Source organism: Orbaceae bacterium lpD02 (assembly GCA_036251875.1).
GTDB classification, from domain to species: domain Bacteria; phylum Pseudomonadota; class Gammaproteobacteria; order Enterobacterales; family Orbaceae; genus Orbus; species Orbus sturtevantii.
The window spans coordinates 2,719,710-2,732,860 of sequence record CP133960.1; the positions used below are offsets into that span (position 1 = coordinate 2,719,710).

Annotated in this window: 13 protein-coding genes; 9 read left to right on the forward strand and 4 right to left on the reverse strand. The window is 36.5% G+C overall.

Annotated features, from left to right (window positions below; genetic code table 11):
• Window positions 1-166: 166 nt before the first annotated feature.
• Window positions 167-937, reverse strand: a complete 771-nt coding sequence (locus RHO12_12025) for a DeoR/GlpR family DNA-binding transcription regulator (protein WVD66077.1) — start codon at window positions 935-937, stop codon at window positions 167-169.
• A 187-nt stretch (window positions 938-1,124) separates the two neighbouring features.
• Between RHO12_12025 and RHO12_12030 the strand changes: the two genes are divergently transcribed.
• The 9 genes from RHO12_12030 to rplS all read left to right on the forward strand — a co-directional run bounded on the left by RHO12_12030 (window position 1,125) and on the right by rplS (window position 7,901).
• Window positions 1,125-1,817 carry a ribulose-phosphate 3-epimerase gene (locus tag RHO12_12030; GenBank protein ID WVD66078.1) on the forward strand — a complete coding sequence of 231 codons (693 nt, stop codon included), beginning with the start codon at window positions 1,125-1,127 and terminating at the stop codon, window positions 1,815-1,817.
• Between the two features lie 20 nt (window positions 1,818-1,837).
• The gene (locus RHO12_12035) at window positions 1,838-3,046 is read left to right on the forward strand and encodes a mannitol-1-phosphate 5-dehydrogenase (GenBank protein WVD66079.1); all 1,209 of its coding nucleotides are present in this window, start codon (window positions 1,838-1,840) and stop codon (window positions 3,044-3,046) included.
• Between the two features lie 13 nt (window positions 3,047-3,059).
• Window positions 3,060-3,506: a PTS sugar transporter subunit IIA gene (locus tag RHO12_12040; protein WVD66080.1), complete on the forward strand. Its 447-nt coding sequence runs from the start codon at window positions 3,060-3,062 to the stop codon at window positions 3,504-3,506.
• A 14-nt stretch (window positions 3,507-3,520) separates the two neighbouring features.
• Window positions 3,521-4,951, forward strand: a complete 1,431-nt coding sequence (locus RHO12_12045; protein WVD66081.1) for a PTS mannitol transporter subunit IICB — start codon at window positions 3,521-3,523, stop codon at window positions 4,949-4,951.
• Between the two features lie 86 nt (window positions 4,952-5,037).
• The gene (gene hxlB, locus RHO12_12050; protein ID WVD66082.1) at window positions 5,038-5,598 is read left to right on the forward strand and encodes a 6-phospho-3-hexuloisomerase; all 561 of its coding nucleotides are present in this window, start codon (window positions 5,038-5,040) and stop codon (window positions 5,596-5,598) included.
• Window positions 5,599-5,901: 303 nt separating this feature from the next.
• Window positions 5,902-6,150 carry a 30S ribosomal protein S16 gene (gene rpsP / locus RHO12_12055; GenBank protein ID WVD66083.1) on the forward strand — a complete coding sequence of 83 codons (249 nt, stop codon included), beginning with the start codon at window positions 5,902-5,904 and terminating at the stop codon, window positions 6,148-6,150.
• A gap of 33 nt (window positions 6,151-6,183) precedes the next feature.
• Complete coding sequence (gene rimM / locus RHO12_12060) at window positions 6,184-6,711, forward strand: ribosome maturation factor RimM (protein WVD66084.1); 528 nt, start codon at window positions 6,184-6,186, stop codon at window positions 6,709-6,711.
• A gap of 56 nt (window positions 6,712-6,767) precedes the next feature.
• Window positions 6,768-7,520, forward strand: coding sequence for a tRNA (guanosine(37)-N1)-methyltransferase TrmD (gene trmD, locus RHO12_12065; GenBank protein ID WVD66085.1), 753 nt, complete (start codon window positions 6,768-6,770; stop codon window positions 7,518-7,520).
• A 30-nt stretch (window positions 7,521-7,550) separates the two neighbouring features.
• Window positions 7,551-7,901, forward strand: coding sequence for a 50S ribosomal protein L19 (gene rplS / locus RHO12_12070; GenBank protein ID WVD66086.1), 351 nt, complete (start codon window positions 7,551-7,553; stop codon window positions 7,899-7,901).
• Window positions 7,902-7,962: 61 nt separating this feature from the next.
• Here the strand turns inward: rplS and RHO12_12075 are convergent, their stop codons facing one another.
• From RHO12_12075 to RHO12_12085, 3 genes are all read right to left on the reverse strand, one after another.
• Window positions 7,963-9,147 (reverse strand): NAD(P)/FAD-dependent oxidoreductase, encoded by a 1,185-nt coding sequence (locus tag RHO12_12075; protein WVD66087.1) that lies wholly within the window; start codon window positions 9,145-9,147, stop codon window positions 7,963-7,965.
• Window positions 9,148-9,319: 172 nt separating this feature from the next.
• Window positions 9,320-10,600, reverse strand: a complete 1,281-nt coding sequence (locus RHO12_12080; protein WVD66088.1) for an MFS transporter — start codon at window positions 10,598-10,600, stop codon at window positions 9,320-9,322.
• Between the two features lie 299 nt (window positions 10,601-10,899).
• Entirely contained in the window at window positions 10,900-13,050 is a 2,151-nt protein-coding gene (locus RHO12_12085; GenBank protein ID WVD66089.1) for a carbon starvation CstA family protein, read from the reverse strand.
• Window positions 13,051-13,151: the final 101 nt, after the last annotated feature.

Here is a 13,151-nt window from a genome sequence, read left to right on the forward strand (position 1 = left end):
CAACAACGCTTGTATAAAATCAATAATTAGTTAATTGTGCAAGCGTTAACTAACAAAAGGGGGCAGTTATTAGAAAATATTATGTTGTAATAATTTTAAAAAAATAACGTGATATCTTTTAGTAATTGAATGAAATTGATAGAGTGTTTATTCCCTTCTCTTTTAGTTAAACGGTAATGACATGAGTTACTTGATTGAGTTGTTTTAGCTCCTTTTTACTAACCCGAGTGTCAGTTATTAGTAAATCAATTTTATTCCATTCACAAAACGTAAATAAGCCTGAGTTGCTAAATTTACTACTGTCAGCTAATACAATGGCTTTTTCGGATTTTTCTACAATTTTTGATTTTATACCTGATTCATCAAAAGAGGCAGTGCAAGGACCTAATGAGTTTTTAAATGCGTCAGAACCGAGGAACGCGATATCTGGTTGAATATTTTCTAATAATTGTAGTGTCCAGTTACCGACAATACAGTGGCTTTGTTCTTTTAGTTTTCCACCAAGGATATAAATATTATTAGCGCTTTCTGCTAACATGTTGACTACTGGAATGGAGTTAGTAAAAATATTCATCCCTTTTTCATGGGCGAGTAGCTCCGCTAAAAAATAGTTGGTAGTGCCAGAATCAATAAAAAATGAAGCATTTGGCGGAATTAAGCTTAATGCATGCATCGCAATCCTTTTTTTATACTCTTTATTTTCTAATTCTTTAATTGATAATGGTTTTTCAACTGAGCTTTTTAAGTTTACTTCGTTAATAATAGCCCCACCGTGGCTTTTTTTTACAATCCCTTGCCTATCAAGAAAAATTAAATCTTTTCTAATCGTTTCGGTTGATACATTAAAAATTTTGGCAAGTTCTCCAACTTTAAAATTTTCCCTTGATGCGATTAGTTGGGCTATTTTATTTCGTCGATATTCACTGACTGATTCCATTTTTTGGCTCCAAACAAGTATTTTATTAATAATCAAACCAATATAGCATAGTATTTCATCTAAATGAATTGTGAAATTCGTCACATTATTCGAATTAAATGCCAATTAAATATTGCGATATATTTGGATTTGGTTGTAAATTGAGTTGCCATTAAATTGTTTAATTATTAAATAAGAGGTTAACACTATGAATCATCGCTTTATTACACTGGCTCCGTCGATTATGTGTGCAGATATTGCAGCATTAAGAAATAGTATCAAAGAGTTGGAAAATATTGGTATCAAAACTTTGCATGTTGATGTTATCGACGGTGCATTCAGCCCCAGCATGCCATTAGGCGTTGATACAGTAAAAAAAATCCGCGATTTAACCAATCTTGATCTAGATGTACATATTATGTCACTCAATAATGAATATTTTATCAATGAAATGTTACAAATTGGCGTACAAAGTATCAGTTTTCATATTGAAACCAGCCTACATATTGACAGGCATATTAATTTAATTAAAAAACACAAGGTGAAAGCTGGAGTTGCTTTAAATCCAGCCACATCGTTGTCGGTACTTGATTATGTTTTACCTAGCTGTGATCACGTTTTACTTATGTTAATTAATCCTGGGTTTGCAACAGATAAAAATGAACAACAAGTTGCTTATGCTGCACAAAAAGTTAGTGATCTTAAAAAACGTATTAACAATAAATGTCTTGATACCCAAATTCAAGTTGATGGACGAGTTTCATTAGAGAAAATTCCGGCTTTAATTCAATCAGGTGCTGATAGTTTAGTGCTTGGAAGTACCAGCTTATATATACCAGGTAAAACACTACTCGAAAATAAAATGGCATTAGACGACATTATCTCCAACGCTTTGGCTTAACAACTAATAAAGGAATTAACATGCAAGTTCTCCATTTTGGTGCAGGTAATATTGGTAAGGGGTTTATCGCAAATGTGCTATCACATAACGGTTTTAGTGTCTGTTTTGTTGATGTTGATAAAACCAATATTGAAGCAATAAGGCGTGATAATAAGTATCAGATTGAAATCTTAGAATTATCCCCTAAACGCCTCGAGATAGATAATGTTTTTATCCTTGATGGTCTTAATGAACAGCAGCAAATTATCGATAAAATTATTGCAGTTGATCTAATTACGACCTCTGTTGGTGTTAATAATTTAGTAACGATTGCGCCGATTATAATTAAGGGATTAGTTCATCGTTTCGAGCGGCAAAATCGGCCGATTAATATTATTGCTAATGAAAATGCGATTAATGCTACCAATATTCTAAAAAAAATCATTATTGAACACTTATCTAAGGAGCATTCGGAGATCTTACCCAACATTGGTTTTGTAAACTCTGCAATTGATAGACAAGCTATTACTCAAGGTGAGGCAGGTCATGCCATAACTGCTGTTGAACCTTTTTGGGAATGGGTAATTAATCAAAAAGAGCTGGTTGATAATCATCTACCTAAAATCGTAAATGTCACTTATGTTGATGACTTACAACCCTATATTGAGAAAAAACTCTATATTGTGAATTTAGGTCATGCAACATTAGCTTACTTGGGGTTTGTTGCGAATAAATCAACAATTTTAGAAACGTTATCGATTAAGGTATTTCGTGACTTTACCCAACGCGTTATGCAAGATTCTGCTAAATACTTAACTGAAGAATATGATTTTACACAAGATTACCTATTTGAATATATCGAAAATACGTTAGATCGGTTTGCTAATCCGCACTTACAAGATTCAGTGTTACGTGTTGCGAAATCTCCGATTAGGAAATTGAGTGCTAATGAACGGTTAATTGGGCCTTTATCACAGTTAAATAATCGCCATTTACCTATTAATAATCTTGCAAAAGTTATTGCAATGGCATTGTTATTTAAGGCGCCACAAGACTCTGAATCATTAGAGTTACAACATTTTATTGAACAATATGGTGTTGAAAAAACAATTTGTCATTACTGCCAAATAAATGATATCAAGGTAATTTCAATAATTAAGCATTATTACATGCTTTTTCTTCTTACAACTCAAAAAGCTACTGAGCATAATCTTGATACTCAAATTGAGCAGATTTTATTAAATGAATAATTAGGAGTACGTTATGATAACAGAGTTATTGATGGACAATTTTTATTTTTCTGATCGTCAATTATCGTGGCAAGAGGCAATTTGTCTTGCCGCTAATCCTTTACTTAATAAAGGTGCTATTACTCAAAATTATATTAATGATGTTATTAAAAACATTGAGATTAATGGCTCTTATATCGTTTTAGTGCCCGAAATTGCACTCCCTCATGCAAGAAGCAATGGTAATGTTTTACAAACTGCAATGTCTTTTCTCAAATTAACTCATCCGGTAACTTTTCCTGACGGAATGTCAGTCACGGTTATGTTTTTCCTGGCTAGTACTGATAGTGATGGTCACTTAGATGTGTTGGTTGAACTTGCTGAAATTCTGGCCGACAAAAATAATCAGAATTTATTTAGAACAGCAAAAAAACAAGAGCAAATTTTGGCGATTTTAAATCAACCAAAACAAATTGCTTAATACTAGGAGATATTATGAATAATATTAATGTACAAGGGAACCCTTCTGTTAGAGCGAAAGTTCAAGCGTTTGGTGGGTTTCTAACGAATATGGTATTGCCTAATATTGGCGCTTTTATTGCGTGGGGATTATTGACCGCATTATTTATTCCTACAGGCTGGTTGCCAAATGAATTTCTTGGTAAATTAGTTGGGCCAACTATCACCAATTTGTTACCGCTATTACTCGCTTATTCTGGTGGTTACATGGTTGCAGGGCATCGTGGTGCAGTGATGGGGACTATTGGTACCATGGGGTTAATCATTGGCTCTAGTATCCCGATGTTTTTAGGCGCGATGATAGTTGGTCCCTTGGGTGGGTATATTATCAAGAAGGTAGATAAATTCTTGCATAAGTATATTCCATCTGGTTTTGAGATGGTCATTAATAATTTTTCAATTGGAATTATTGGCTTTTTATTACTGTTACTTTCTTATGTTGTTATCGGCCCGATCATTGAATATGCAAATAATTTAATTACAATTGCCATTAAAGCCCTTGTTGCAACAGGAGGCTTACCGCTACTATCACTAATAAATGAACCCGCTAAAGTATTATTTTTAAACAATGTTATCGATCAAGGGATCTATTATCCTTTAGGTATGCAACAAACATTAGAGCATGGTAAATCGCTATTCTTTATGGTTGCTTCAAATCCGGGCCCAGGCTTAGGTTTGTTACTTGCTTATACTTTTTTTGGTAACTCTGTCGCCAGAAAAACGGCACCAGGCGCAATTATTATCCAATTTTTTGGTGGCATTCATGAGCTTTATTTTCCTTATGTATTAATGAAACCAATCACGATTATTGCTATGATTTTAGGTGCAATGGCTGGAATTGTGACTTTTCAGTTATTCGGTGTCGGGTTAGTGGCGGGACCAAGTCCGGGATCGATTTTTTCTTATCTTGCTTTAACGCCTAAGGGGAATTTTATTGGTGTCATAGCGGGCGTTTTTATTGCTGCTCTAGTTTCATTTTTAGTCACTGCTTTTATTTTGAAAATACAAAAAGAGAAAACTAGTGATAATTCGTTGAATAATAATTTAAATCACTTTATTGAAAAATCGCAACAGATGAAATCAGAAGGTAAAAAAATATTAGCTAAAGATCCTTTGCTTCAATATAAGAAAATTTCGTTTGCATGTGATGCTGGTTTTGGCAGTAGTGCTATGGGGGCATCTATTTTTAGAAAAAAACTCGATAAGGCAGGCATTATGGATATTGAAGTAAAGCATTATCGTATCGAAGATGTTCCGAAAGATAGTCAAGTAATTATTGTTCATAAAAATTTAGCGGATAGAGTTAAGTTGCATCATAACAATATGGAAATTATTGCCATTAGCAGCTATTTGGATGATCCTCAATTAGAACAGTTATTAGCAGATATAATTATGGTTAAAAATTAATTGTCATTGAGGTAACTATCTCAAAAGGGAATTTCAATTTAATAAAAAAATGAAAAATATTTATATCATTATAAAAGGAATAAATTATGCTACAAAATTCTTATAGTCAAAATGAAAAAACCATCATTAAAGAGTTAGATATGGTACTTAGTTCTATTGAAAATATGCAAATTGAGCAGCTAATAACAGCGTTATTAACAGCTGAGAAAGTGTTTATTATTGGTGTTGGAAGAGTGAAAATATCATTATCTGCTTTAGCTAAACGATTAAATCATTTAGGTATTAAAACCTGGTTGGTCGGTGATATCAATGAACCAGCTATTAACAATAATGATTTATTATTAATTGGTTCCGGTTCTGGTGAGTCAGTTATACCTAAACAAATTGCTATTTGTGCACAAAAATATCATGCAAAAATCGCACATTTAACTTCATCGCCAACGAGTACTATCGCAAAAATGGCCAATATTGTGGTCGATTTTCACTGTAACTCAAAATCAGGTGATGGTATTAAAACTATCCAGCCAATGACGACACTATTCGAGCAATCATTATTGATTTTTGGTGATCTTATCTGTTTGGAATTAGCAAAAAGAAAGCAGTTAACTGCTTCGCAAGTTGCCTCACAACATGCTAATTTAGAATAATAAAAAATTAAATATACATTATTTTGCCATTTATTTTTATTGTGATCTTTACTTACTTTATATCGGTAGTAAAGATCACCTAATGATAATTTAGGGGTGATTTTTTTAGCACTCCAGATAAAAATACCTCTTAAGTTAAGAGCGCTGCATTTAGCAGATTAAAGTAATGGCATTAATCATTGCACTTCCTTTTAAAAAGAGTATAATTCTGGGGCTTTTATTTCTATTTTACCTAAGTAATCTTTTGCTTATGTATAACGGTAATTAGTGAAGCAAAAACACAATTTAATTTAAGAGGAAGTTATGGTAACTATTCGTTTAGCTCGTGGCGGCTCTAAAAAACGTCCATTTTATCAAGTCGTTGTGACTGATAGCCGTAACCCACGTGATGGTCGTTTTATTGAGCGTATTGGCTTTTTCAACCCAATTGCACAAGGTAAAGCAGAAGAATTACGTTTAGATCTTGATCGCGTAAATCACTGGGTTGGTTTAGGTGCTACTGTATCTGATCGTGTTAATACACTGATCAAACAAGCACAAAAAGCTGCTTAGTTCTTTGACTAGCAGTTATAGAGTGACATGTAAATGAATACTGAAAACTTAATCATCGTCGGCAAACTTGGTTCGAGTTACGGCATTCGTGGTTGGCTAAGGGTTTTTTCATTTACAGAGCATCCAGAGAGTCTTTTTGGCTACAAGCCTTGGTATATTTTTAAAGCTGGTGAATGGCAAGAAGCTGAAGTTGAAAGCTTTAAACCACATAACCAAGATACCATTGTAAAAATTAAAGGCATTAACGATAGAGATGACGCCAATACATTAACTAATTTTGAAATTTATGTTGATGCGCAAGAATTACCTGCACTTGGTGAAGGGGATTTTTATTGGAAGGATCTTATCGGTTGCAAAGTTATTGCAGTGAATGGTTATGATTTAGGTCAGGTAACTGACTTAATGGAAACTGGTTCAAATGATGTACTGGTGGTTAAAGCTAATTTAAAAGACGCATTTGGTGCAAAAGAGCGTTTGATCCCGTTCGTTGACGATCAATTTATTAAACATGTTGATTTATCGGCGAGAACGATCACGGTAGATTGGGATCCTGCTTTTTAATTTTTTTGCTAGACAAAAAAATGAGCGAGCATCATGAAAGTATTGAGGAGCAAAAAATGAAAATCGGCATAATTAGCCTATTTCCTGAAATGTTCCAAGCAATCACGCATTATGGTGTGACCAGTAGGGCAGTTAAAAACAATCTATTAGATGTTAAGTATTGGAGTCCGCGCGACTTTGCTTATGATAAGCATAAAACGGTTGATGATAGACCGTACGGTGGGGGACCAGGCATGTTAATGATGGTACAACCCTTACGTGATGCAATTCATGCAGCAAAAAACGAGTTGGGTAACGATACTAAAGTAATTTATCTGTCTCCACAAGGGCGTAAACTTGAACAAAAAGGGGTTTACGAGTTATCTAAGCAAAATAAGGTTATTCTTGTTTGCGGTCGATACGAGGGAATAGATGAACGCATAATCCAAACCGAGATTGATGAAGAGTGGTCAATTGGGGACTATGTGTTAAGTGGTGGAGAATTACCCGCGATGGTAATTATTGATGCAATTGCTCGGTTTATACCAGGCGTATTACATCATGAAGCGTCAGCAGAGGAAGACTCTTTTGCTAATGGCTTGCTCGATTGCCCACACTATACTCGACCTGAAGTGTTAGATGGAATGGCGGTGCCTGATATATTAATGTCTGGTCACCATGAAGAAATTCGTCTCTGGCGATTAAAGCAATCACTTGGACGGACTTGGCTTAGAAGAGAAGATCTTCTAAATAATCTAGCTCTGACTGACGAAGAACAGCGTTTACTTACCGAGTTCAAATATGAACATTGTAATAAACGAAGTGACTAGGATTTCAGTGTACCTAGGAAGAGAATTAATATGAAAAATGCAATTATTCAGCAAATAGAACAAGAACAAATGACAAAAGAGATCCCTGCTTTTCGTCCGGGTGATACCGTTGAAGTAAAAGTATGGGTTGTTGAAGGTAATAAAAAACGTCTTCAGGCTTACGAAGGTGTTGTTATCGCTATTCGTAACCGTGGTTTACACTCAGCATTTACTGTTCGTAAAATATCTAATGGTGAAGGTGTTGAGCGTGTATTCCAAACTTATTCACCCGTTGTTGATTCAATCAGCGTGAAACGTCGTGGTGAAGTGCGTCAAGCTAAACTATACTACTTACGTGAACTTCGTGGTAAAGCTGCTCGTATTAAAGAGCGTCTTAACTAAGTTAAGTATTAAGTTCAAACACTTCTCAAATCAGCGACTAATAATGTCGCTGATTTACTGTTTAGTCTTTCATTTGTGTTGCACAGGCATAGGCACTACTCCAAGCCCATTGAAAATTATAGCCACCAAGCCAGCCAGTGACATCCATTACCTCACCAATAACATACAAATTAGGCACTGATTTTACCTCCATCGTCTTTGATGATAAGGCATCGGTTGTGATCCCACCTAATGTCACTTCAGCGGTACGATAACCTTCGGTTCCATTTGGCACAATCTGCCAGCCCGTTAACTGTTTAATTAATATGTGTTGTTGCTTTGAGTCGAGCTGTTTTAAACTCACATCAGGAATAATCTGGAGCTCAATCAAACTTTCAATAACCCGCTTAGGTAACAATTTAGCTAAAATTGTTTTAACGTGTTGATTACTTGCTTGTTGGCGCTGAGTAGCAAAAAATAGAGTCAGATCTTCATTAGGCAGTAAATTGATGATAATCGGTTCACCTAGTTGCCAATAGTTCGATAGTTGTAAAATAGCAGGGCCAGATAGGCCACGATGAGTAAATAAAATATTACCGCTAAAGCTACTATTTTTTGTCGCGACATTGGCAAAAACAGCTATGCCAGCCAGTGGCGATAAGATATCTAATAATGATTGCTGTAGGGTAAACGGCACCAGTCCTGCTCGCACAGGAACGACTGCTAAATTAAATTTTTCGGCAATCTTATAACCGATAGGTGTCGTGCCAAGTTTAGGCATTGATAGGCCGCCAGTTGCAATAACCACCTTATCTGCCACCATTTCACCTTGGTTGGTATCGAGTATAAAACCTGTTTCATTTTGCTTAATATCGTATAACTCGGTTTGTAGCTTAACTGTGACTCGACCCTTTTGACACTCGTTGATTAACAGATTAACAATATCTTGCGCACTATTATCACAAAAAAGCTGGCCTTGTTCTTTTTCATGATAGGCAATATTATATTGATTTACTAACTGAATAAAGTCCCATTGGCTAAAGCGTTTCAATGCAGATTTACAAAAATGACTATTTTGTGAAAGATAGTGATTCGCATCGACATTAAGATTAGTAAAGTTGCAGTGCCCCCCGCCAGACATTAAAATCTTACGACCTACTTTTTTGCCATTATCAATGACAGTAACCTCAAAGCCTTGCTTACCAAGTAGACTCGCGCAAAATAGACCCGCAGCACCCGCACCAACAATGAAAATTTTAGATTGCATAATTTTACTAACAGTAAAGAAAAAAGCCATTATAACCAAGTTAGCTAAAAATAACCGAGTAATATTTTTTATCGTTTAGCGCGCTATGGTGATATTTTTATTCTCAAACTAAAAATCAAACTGAAAAATAGCACGCCCGCCGAGCTAATAAAGTTCAACGACCAAAATATAATTACTCATCATAGTAATGATAGCGGCTTAATAAATAAATACAGATAATGGATATTAACGCTAAAACGCAATAAAACAGCGCTAATGGATACCAAAACGTACCATATTGATAAATAATATAACCACCAACGAGGGGGATGATACTACCAAACAGAGCCGCACAGCCTTGGTAGCTAATTGAGAGTGCAGTATAACGAATTCGCACGGGAAATACTCGGCTTAAATAACCTGCGATCACACCATAAAATCCACTATAACAAATGACGGTTAACGAGATGCCAATGATAAAGCTAGTCTTATTACCCATATTGACAATCGGAAACAGCAAAAATACCGACAACATGGCAAAGAGTGCCGAAAGGATTAAAAAATAGGAAGCTTGTATCTTTTCGGCAAGATAAGCCGTAAATGGTTGGCAGATAAAATGAACTATCGCCACCCAAAACAGAGCCTCTAAGATTATATTTTTATCTACTTGTAAGGCGAGGGTGGTATAACCAATCATCAAGGTATTTGAAAAGATACCACTAAATGATAAGGCATTAGCGCCGATAGCTAAAATAATTATCGGTAATGAATGCTTAAATACGCTCACTAGCGGTGCTGATTCTTGTTGCTTTATCTGTTGTTGTTTTTTACTGGCTTCGACAAAAACGGGGGATTCAGTCAGCGTTATACGAGCCACAAGACCAATGATTAATAAAATAAAACTGACTAAAAAGGGTAATCGCCAATAGTTAGAATCAAATAATAATGCTTCAGGTAAACTGAGAATATAAGAAAAAACCAATAACGCTAATACATTGCCAGCTGGGCTTCCCCATTGTGCAAAAGATGAAAAAAAATTTTTTAGCCCTTTTGGCGCGTGTTCACCCGCCATTAGCACCGCGCCACCCCATTCTCCACCGACCGCAATTCCTTGCATAATTCTAAGTAAGACTAATAATATTGGCGCGATAATACCCGCTGTTTCAAATGTCGGCAGTAAACCTACACAAGTTGTCGCCATTCCCATTAACATAAGTGTCATAATCAGCGATTTTTTACGACCTAGCCGATCACCAATATGGCCAAAAATAATTGCGCCAAGAGGGCGGGCAAGGAAACCGATAGCAAAGGTGCCAAATGTTCCTAAAATAGTAATAAATTGGTTATCGGAAGGGAAAAAAAGCGGACCAAAAATAAGCACAGAAGCTAAGGCATAGATATAAAAATCGTACCATTCAATCGTTGTTCCAATGAATGCCGCAAAAGCGACTTTTTTGACTGAGGGAGTTACCATTATTGGCCTCTGAGGCTCGCAAATTATGATAAATATTATCTGCAATTATTGATGTATTTAATTTCGTTTGTCTATTTTACCTAGTTAATTATTGAAATTCCAATCTTACCTTTCAATTATTGAAATGTTCTTTCTCGTGTATGGTTTATTTTTAAGATAAAAGAGACTATGGTGCTATAAAAATGCCTTGCTATTTTTTATAGCAAGGCATTTTGCTTAATTCATACTGACTCAGTACTACTCGAATAAAACAGCCCGCTAAATTTTATCAATTTATCAAGATAGCCGACTGATTTATTTTAGTGAGACATTGACGTTTTTACGCCACCTTCAGGTACCGGTACATAAGGTGTCTCTTTATCAGAACGTTGTTTATTATTACGGACTTTAAGCGCAGTTTTGATACCGTAAAAAATAATACTATACACAACGATTAGGAATAGAATACTTAATCCTGCATTGGTATAGTTATTAATCACGATATGAGTCATATTGCTAATTTGTTCAGTTGTTAAACTTGGATCTTCAGCAATTTTACGGTTATAGTCTTTCGCTAAATATAAGAAACCTTCTAACTGAGGGTTGTTACTAAATAGTTTTAGACCAATCGCCCATGTGGTACAAATTAGTAGCCAAACAGCTGGGATTATGGTTACCCAGATATATTGCGCACGCTTCATTTTAATTAATACTATTGTTGAAAGCACTAATGCTACCGCGGCTAACATTTGGTTGGATATGCCAAACAACGGCCATAGGCTCTTAACGCCGCCAAGTGGGTCGACTACGCCTTGATACAGTAAATATCCCCACAGACCAACACAACCCGCGGTACCAATAACACCCGCAACCATTGAATCGGTTTTCTTTAAAAACGGCACAAAGTTACCTAGTAAATCTTGTAACATAAAGCGCCCAGAACGGGTACCCGCATCAAGCGCCGTTAAGATAAATAACGCCTCAAATAATATGCCAAAATGATACCAAAAGCCCATGTCTGCGCCAGGTAAAATTTTATGGAAGACATGAGCAATCCCAACAGCAAGCGTTGGGGCGCCACCCGCACGATTTAACACCGATGGTTCACCGATATTCTTAGCGGTTTGTAAAATTTCTTCCGGTGAAATAACAAAGCCCCAAGAACTCACTGTTGCTGCCGCATGAGCGGTAACCTCTTGCAACTGTGCCATAATTAACGGCGCAGCAGCAGGATCGCTCAAGTTGTGCAAGTTAGGCATAGTAATGCCTAAGCCAGCCGGTGGTGTATTCATGGCAAAATATAAACCAGGCTCAATAATTGATGCCGCCACTAACGCCATAATTGCAACGAATGATTCCATTAACATTGCACCATAACCGATGAAACGAGCGTCTTTTTCGTTAGCCAGCAGTTTTGGTGTTGTGCCCGAGGCGATTAAGGCATGGAAGCCAGAGACGGCACCACACGCAATAGTAATAAACAGGAATGGAAATAGCGCACCTTTCCAGACCGGGCCAGTACCATCAATATACTGTGTGATTGCCGGCATTTTTAATTCAGGATTTATGATAACGATGCCAACAGCTAAACCTACGATAACGCCAATTTTTAAGAAGGTTGCTAAATAATCACGAGGAGCAAGAATCAACCAAACAGGCAGCAACGCTGAAATAAAGGCATAACCAACTAATACATAGGTGATGGTGGTATCTTTGAAGGTTAACGCTGGTCCCCAATATGGATCGTGAGAAATAACACCACCAAACCAAATGGATAAAACTAATAACACAATACCAATCACCGATATTTCTAATACCCTACCAGGCCGAATAAAGCGCATATACACACCCATAAATAAGGCAATCGGTACGGTAGAACAAACGGTAAACACGCCCCAAGGGCTTTCTGCCAATGCTTTTACCACAATCAAGGCCAGCACGGCTAAGATGATTAACATAATTAAGAAACAGCCAAATAACGCGATAGTACCAGGTACCCGCCCCATCTCTTGTTTAATCATTTCACCTAATGATGCACCATTACGACGTGATGACAGGAAAAGCACCATAAAATCTTGTACTGCGCCGGCAACAACTACCCCCGCTAATAGCCAAAGGGTACCGGGTAAATAACCGACTTGCGCAGCAAGCACAGGCCCAACTAATGGTCCCGCTCCGGCAATCGCCGCAAAATGGTGACCAAATAAAACATATTTATTGGTTGGTACATAATTTAAACCATCATTATGAATGACAGCGGGTGTTGCCCGCGTTGGGTCAAGTTTCATCACCTTATTGGCAATATATAGGCTGTAGTAGCGATAAGCCACTAAATAAACCGAGATTGCAGCGACGATAATCCATAACGCGCTGATATGTTCGCCTCGCCTTAATGCTACAACGGCTAAGCAACATGCCCCAATAAGTGCAACAAGCACCCATTGAATATGCTTAAGATACTTATTATTCATTATGTTTTCCTTTGTGATAAGCACAGTTAACGTTTTAAAATTAACCGACGATATAGTAAAGAAACTCGCTTTTAAAATACATCGCGATTTAGTTAACTGGT

What these genes read in the sequence shown, in the direction of transcription:
- RHO12_12025 (WVD66077.1), bottom strand. Translation starts at nt 937, where the DNA reads ATGGAATCAGTCAGTGAATATCGACGAAATAAAATAGCCCAACTAATC.
- rpsP (WVD66083.1), top strand. Translation starts at nt 5,902, where the DNA reads ATGGTAACTATTCGTTTAGCTCGTGGCGGCTCTAAAAAACGTCCATTT.
- RHO12_12040 (WVD66080.1), top strand. Translation starts at nt 3,060, where the DNA reads ATGATAACAGAGTTATTGATGGACAATTTTTATTTTTCTGATCGTCAA.
- RHO12_12035 (WVD66079.1), top strand. Translation starts at nt 1,838, where the DNA reads ATGCAAGTTCTCCATTTTGGTGCAGGTAATATTGGTAAGGGGTTTATC.
- RHO12_12080 (WVD66088.1), bottom strand. Translation starts at nt 10,600, where the DNA reads ATGGTAACTCCCTCAGTCAAAAAAGTCGCTTTTGCGGCATTCATTGGA.
- rimM (WVD66084.1), top strand. Translation starts at nt 6,184, where the DNA reads ATGAATACTGAAAACTTAATCATCGTCGGCAAACTTGGTTCGAGTTAC.
- trmD (WVD66085.1), top strand. Translation starts at nt 6,768, where the DNA reads ATGAAAATCGGCATAATTAGCCTATTTCCTGAAATGTTCCAAGCAATC.
- rplS (WVD66086.1), top strand. Translation starts at nt 7,551, where the DNA reads ATGAAAAATGCAATTATTCAGCAAATAGAACAAGAACAAATGACAAAA.
- RHO12_12075 (WVD66087.1), bottom strand. Translation starts at nt 9,147, where the DNA reads ATGCAATCTAAAATTTTCATTGTTGGTGCGGGTGCTGCGGGTCTATTT.
- hxlB (WVD66082.1), top strand. Translation starts at nt 5,038, where the DNA reads ATGCTACAAAATTCTTATAGTCAAAATGAAAAAACCATCATTAAAGAG.
- RHO12_12030 (WVD66078.1), top strand. Translation starts at nt 1,125, where the DNA reads ATGAATCATCGCTTTATTACACTGGCTCCGTCGATTATGTGTGCAGAT.
- RHO12_12045 (WVD66081.1), top strand. Translation starts at nt 3,521, where the DNA reads ATGAATAATATTAATGTACAAGGGAACCCTTCTGTTAGAGCGAAAGTT.
- RHO12_12085 (WVD66089.1), bottom strand. Translation starts at nt 13,050, where the DNA reads ATGAATAATAAGTATCTTAAGCATATTCAATGGGTGCTTGTTGCACTT.